The sequence below is a fragment of the Pantoea sp. B9002 genome, assembly GCF_013385945.1.
GTDB lineage: Bacteria > Pseudomonadota > Gammaproteobacteria > Enterobacterales > Enterobacteriaceae > Pantoea.
In genome coordinates this window covers 1-4,284 of the sequence record NZ_JACAPA010000076.1, presented here as the reverse complement: position 1 = coordinate 4,284, position 4,284 = coordinate 1, and the positions used below count along the sequence as shown (strand labels likewise).

Sequence of the window (4,284 nt, the reverse complement as noted above, 5' to 3'; positions counted from 1 at the left end):
GTTTTTGTTGACCGCTACAGTCATCATTATCCGAGACCTATCGAACAGAACATATGGTCAACCTCAAGCCAGCATCACAGGCTGACATTGTGAGCGCCCACAAGAGTTTGCACAGGTTTACTACTGGAATCGATTGGCGTACCCATAGCCGCGCTCAGGTGACGGCTGTACGTGACTCTATGATTGCTGAGGGCCTTGCACCATCGACAGTTAATAAGCTCTTGGCGAAGCTCTCAGCGTGTATAAATTGGGCTAAGTTGAATGGTCACATTAATCATGACTACACCAAAGGGCTGAAACTGAAAGGCATTGAGAGCAGTCGTAAAGCATTCACTGATGATGAGCTTAAGGCTATCGCTAAGACCGTCTCTGACGAACCTGAGGACACTAAGCGCCTGTTCGGTCAGGTTGCTATGGTCACTGGAGCGAGAGCGGGCGAGGTGGCTCAGCTTCTCAAAGAGGACATTAAGAAGGTAGATGATGTATGGGTCATTGATATTAATGATGGCGGACCAAGGACCCTAAAGACCAAGCACAGTAAGCGCTGTGTGCCTCTCACTGACGGGGCCTTAGGTTTCTCATTGGCTGGCTTCTTGAGCCACGTAGAGAGCCTGCCAGATGACTCAGCGCCTGTCTTTAACATGAGCCGTGATGTTGCCTCCAAGTGGTTCAATGAGAAGGTATTGCCTAAGGCTATGAGCAAGACGCCAGACCATGTGTTGCACTCACTGCGCCATACAGTTGCCAGTAGGCTCAAGGTTAGCGGGTGCTCTGAGACAGACGCTGAGTCCATCCTTGGTCATGCAAGTCAATCTCTGAGCTTCTCACTATATGGCAAGGGTCAGGCTATCAACCGCATAGCTGAATCACTCAAAGCAGCCTTGCTGTAAGTTAATGATTTATAATCCAAGTTTCTAAAATCATCACCATAGGAGAGCTATTGAGTTCTCCTTCGGTCTATCCCAAAGACCATCATCCACCAAACAGCCAATCGTAAAGCCTATCCGTGAGCGGTCTCAGTGACTCCTTACTGTTTGGGCTGGGTCTCGCTATGGGACACGTATGGGCTTCACAATTGAAGGAGTACCTATGAATACCGAACAACAGACGCCAGCTCACAGCCCCCAAAAGTCATACTCAGAGATGAGCTTTGAGGAGCGCATGGATTACCTGAAGGGCCAACAGTCTGACCTCAGTAAGGGTAGCTGGAAGCGCCGTAAGACCAAGCAGGGAGGTAAACGCTAATGAATAACAATCAAGTAGCGGTAATCACTAAGAACGTTACAGCTAACGATGGGCGTCTTGATGTGGGCCTGCTGGCTGTCCTGCTGGGTAAACGCAAGGATAACGTTATCAGGAAGATTGAGAACACTTTCCCTAAAGATGCACTTCTCAAAATGAGGGATGATAAACATTCTCAACAACCCAATGGCGGCTTTAAGCGGGATAAGACACTATTACTCGACAAGTATCAAGCTGTAGCAGTCGCAGCAATGTATGACCCAATGATTTCTATTGGTCTCTTACAGGCCCTTGAATCAGCCTTATCGGGTCTCAATGCTGTTACTAATGCTGCGACCTTAGGAGAAGCTAAAGCAGCCGCTGAGGTGGCTATGAACAACATTAAGAGCTATCAAGGCTGTGGTCATTTATCTTCAGATGAGAGACATACGGCATTAAAGAATCTTCGCTAAGACTAAGGCTGGAAAGTGGCTTAAGGATAAAGACGAAATCCATCTTATTCGTATGGGTGAGTTAGGCGTCTCAGTGCTGGCTGCTCATAATCCTAAAATCATCACTATAGGGAGAGGATCTCATAAACCCTCTGCCTCATTAAGTTCTCTCTAATTTCCTGATGGTCTCCTTAATGGAGGCTGTCAGGTTATCTTTTGCATTTCGGAACTAACACTATTCTAAGGAGGCCGCTCATGGCTAAGAAATCCGTGGGTCGTCCTGCCCGTAAAGTGGACAATAAACAGGTGCGATTATCGCTGCTATCTAAGTCCCTACCAATTGAAACTGTACAGGAGGCATTAAGCCTTTCTGACCCACGAGGATTCTTTGAGGTAAATCGCTCTATTGGTATTGGTCAACATATTACCCTTAAGGTCCTGATGAGCCTTGAAGCTATATCAACTCAGACAGTGAGTGACCTATTTAATAATAAAGCTGACCCTCGCTATTATCGTGAGGCTGCTCGTATTGCAGGGAGAGCATCAGGCCTCTTAGCCGCGAAGCTATAAGGAGGACTTCATGGAATATGAGTTAATAGAGCGAGGAGACGTCTTCCGATTAATAATCACGAAAAGAGATAAGTATGACTGTGGGACACCATTAGGTCGCGCCTATATGGCCCTAACAGTTATGCCTAAAAGAGACTTAGAACTTCTGACAAGTGACCTAATGTTTCACATTGCTGAAAGTCAGGATGCTATTCAGTGGATATTAAGCAAGGCAAACATTGAGACCCATAAAGACTTTAGACAGTGGCATGGGCGCATAAAGAATAAATTAACCAACAGAGGAGAAACCTAATGAACTTCAAGATTGAATTATCAGATGTAGACCATGACAAACAGTTCTTAAAACTTAATGGTATGAAATTGACCATGAGTTACTTTGTGGGAATCGTACTGCCGTCCCTACTTAATGGCGTTCACAGCGCTGATGCTGTAATGGTAGAGCTTGCTGAGAACCTGCAATCACAAGGCTTCAACCTGCCGCAAACTATTGGACATGAAGCAGCACAACACTATCAGCGCCTTAAGGATGCTGAAACTCAACGTAAAGCCGAACAACAAAAGCTCATCGATGAGGCTGCTGCTCGTTGTCATGTGGATAGCCCTGCGGAAATAGCTGCGTATCACGCTGAGAAACAGAAGCGTATCGCTGAGACCGTTGCTCGTATTCGTGGTGGCCGTGTAGGCGGTGGTCACTTCTAAGTTTCACCAATTATCAATTAATCAATAGACGCTTGAATAATTACTTTGGGTATATCCCAAGGCCTTCTTGCGTCTTTAATATAAGGAGTAACAAATAATGGCTAACAATACACACACTAACGGTATCTTAGAGAACGCTGGCAAAGGTATCAATAATGCTGATGAGCTGGGCTTAGCGTTAAAGGGCTCAGTCGTGAATATCTCTAATGGCTTTACTTCAAGTGAATCCGTAAGCGCCGAGAGTCTTTATACTCAGGCTCTGGCTGCTGAGCGCAACCGTAATAACCCTGTGAAGTCCTATAATTATACCACTGAGGTTTCAGAGACCACTACCGGTATTCAATTTAATCCTGCTGATGCTGAGGCATATAATGGTGTTAATGAGCTGTCAATGTCACCAAGTTATTATGTAGAGGCTCTGACGGAATCACTTTCTGATACTTTTAATGCTCCTGAGTTTATTGAGGGTCTTAAGGATACTGGTTTAAACGTTGAGGTTCGTGCTCCGCGTACACAGCCAGTTCCTCAGATTATCCATGAGCTTAAAGACCGTACATTCTTCTTTGACCGTGAAAAGCGCTTTGTGTCTGCTGGTACTGCCCCCGCTGGCTCGGTTGGCTCAGGGACCCTTAACGCTGGCGGTGAGATTCACATTGAGCCCTTCAAGGCGATTGGCTTCAGCTTCGCTACAAAGGTCTATGACCATCACATCATGACCAATGGTTTCACTAAGCACACCTTAGAGATTGCTGTAGAGAATGCTATTCATGAGGTCTGTCAGTCTATCGCTGCTGCCATTGCGAACACGCTGGCTACTGCTGATGGCTGCAAGAGCGTCAAGCTGGCTCCGCTGGACACAGCCGGTAAGAGCGCCGCTCAGGTCTCAGAGATGCTCATGGACGCCTTAGCCTATAACGTCAATCAGACGGGCTTTGCTGACCTGTTGAGTGAGGTGTCAATCATTATGCCATCCGGCGTTGAGGCGATGCTCGAGCGTGAGGCAACCAAGAATGGCTTTGTCGATGTAGAGGACATGCTGGGCGGTGCTGTAGTCATGGGATATGACCATTCGCAGGTTCAGGAACAGGCTATCTACATGGTCTCTAAGCGCCTCTGTGCTGTGAGCTTTGCGACAGCTAAAGATGGTAGTGGTGACATCTTTAAGATTCAGGTGAGCCGTGATGCGGGCCGTCAGGCGTGGACCATTGAGGGCTTTGGTGTTCTTGATGTAATCGCTAAGGCGGGCACTGAGATTGATGTTGATGGTGAGACCGTTAAGACGGACATCGCTCACATTGTCAAAATCACCTTTGATGGCACTGTGTAGTGGCATACTGAATTT

The 4,284-nt window shown here is 46.8% G+C and carries 7 protein-coding genes; all 7 read left to right on the top strand.

All coding sequences use genetic code 11. The features are described 5' to 3' along the window. The first annotated feature begins 179 nt into the window (after positions 1-179). The 7 genes from HX773_RS25095 (at position 180) to HX773_RS25065 (ending at position 4,269) form a co-directional block, all read left to right on the top strand. A complete protein-coding gene (locus tag HX773_RS25095) occupies positions 180-890 on the top strand; it encodes a tyrosine-type recombinase/integrase (protein WP_176973764.1) in 711 nt (236 codons plus the stop codon). Positions 891-1,089: 199 nt separating this feature from the next. Further along, complete coding sequence (locus HX773_RS25090) at positions 1,090-1,245, top strand: hypothetical protein (RefSeq protein WP_176973763.1); 156 nt, start codon at positions 1,090-1,092, stop codon at positions 1,243-1,245. Beyond that, positions 1,245-1,694, top strand: a complete 450-nt coding sequence (locus HX773_RS25085; RefSeq protein WP_176973762.1) for a hypothetical protein — start codon at positions 1,245-1,247, stop codon at positions 1,692-1,694. The genes HX773_RS25090 and HX773_RS25085 overlap by 1 nt, the downstream gene beginning before the upstream one ends. 234 nt (positions 1,695-1,928) lie before the next feature. After that, positions 1,929-2,243: a hypothetical protein gene (locus HX773_RS25080; protein ID WP_176973761.1), complete on the top strand. Its 315-nt coding sequence runs from the start codon at positions 1,929-1,931 to the stop codon at positions 2,241-2,243. A 10-nt stretch (positions 2,244-2,253) separates the two neighbouring features. After that, entirely contained in the window at positions 2,254-2,535 is a 282-nt protein-coding gene (locus HX773_RS25075) for a hypothetical protein (RefSeq protein WP_176973760.1), read from the top strand. Continuing rightward, positions 2,535-2,942: a hypothetical protein gene (locus tag HX773_RS25070; RefSeq protein WP_176973759.1), complete on the top strand. Its 408-nt coding sequence runs from the start codon at positions 2,535-2,537 to the stop codon at positions 2,940-2,942. The genes HX773_RS25075 and HX773_RS25070 overlap by 1 nt, the downstream gene beginning before the upstream one ends. 97 nt (positions 2,943-3,039) lie before the next feature. Continuing rightward, entirely contained in the window at positions 3,040-4,269 is a 1,230-nt protein-coding gene (locus tag HX773_RS25065; protein WP_176973758.1) for a hypothetical protein, read from the top strand. Positions 4,270-4,284 lie beyond the last annotated feature (15 nt).

Excerpts from the sequence above, each read along its gene's own strand:
- HX773_RS25095 (WP_176973764.1), top strand. The coding sequence starts at position 180 with ATGATTGCTGAGGGCCTTGCACCATCGACAGTTAATAAGCTCTTGGCG.
- HX773_RS25090 (WP_176973763.1), top strand. The coding sequence starts at position 1,090 with ATGAATACCGAACAACAGACGCCAGCTCACAGCCCCCAAAAGTCATAC.
- HX773_RS25085 (WP_176973762.1), top strand. The coding sequence starts at position 1,245 with ATGAATAACAATCAAGTAGCGGTAATCACTAAGAACGTTACAGCTAAC.
- HX773_RS25080 (WP_176973761.1), top strand. The coding sequence starts at position 1,929 with ATGGCTAAGAAATCCGTGGGTCGTCCTGCCCGTAAAGTGGACAATAAA.
- HX773_RS25075 (WP_176973760.1), top strand. The coding sequence starts at position 2,254 with ATGGAATATGAGTTAATAGAGCGAGGAGACGTCTTCCGATTAATAATC.
- HX773_RS25070 (WP_176973759.1), top strand. The coding sequence starts at position 2,535 with ATGAACTTCAAGATTGAATTATCAGATGTAGACCATGACAAACAGTTC.
- HX773_RS25065 (WP_176973758.1), top strand. The coding sequence starts at position 3,040 with ATGGCTAACAATACACACACTAACGGTATCTTAGAGAACGCTGGCAAA.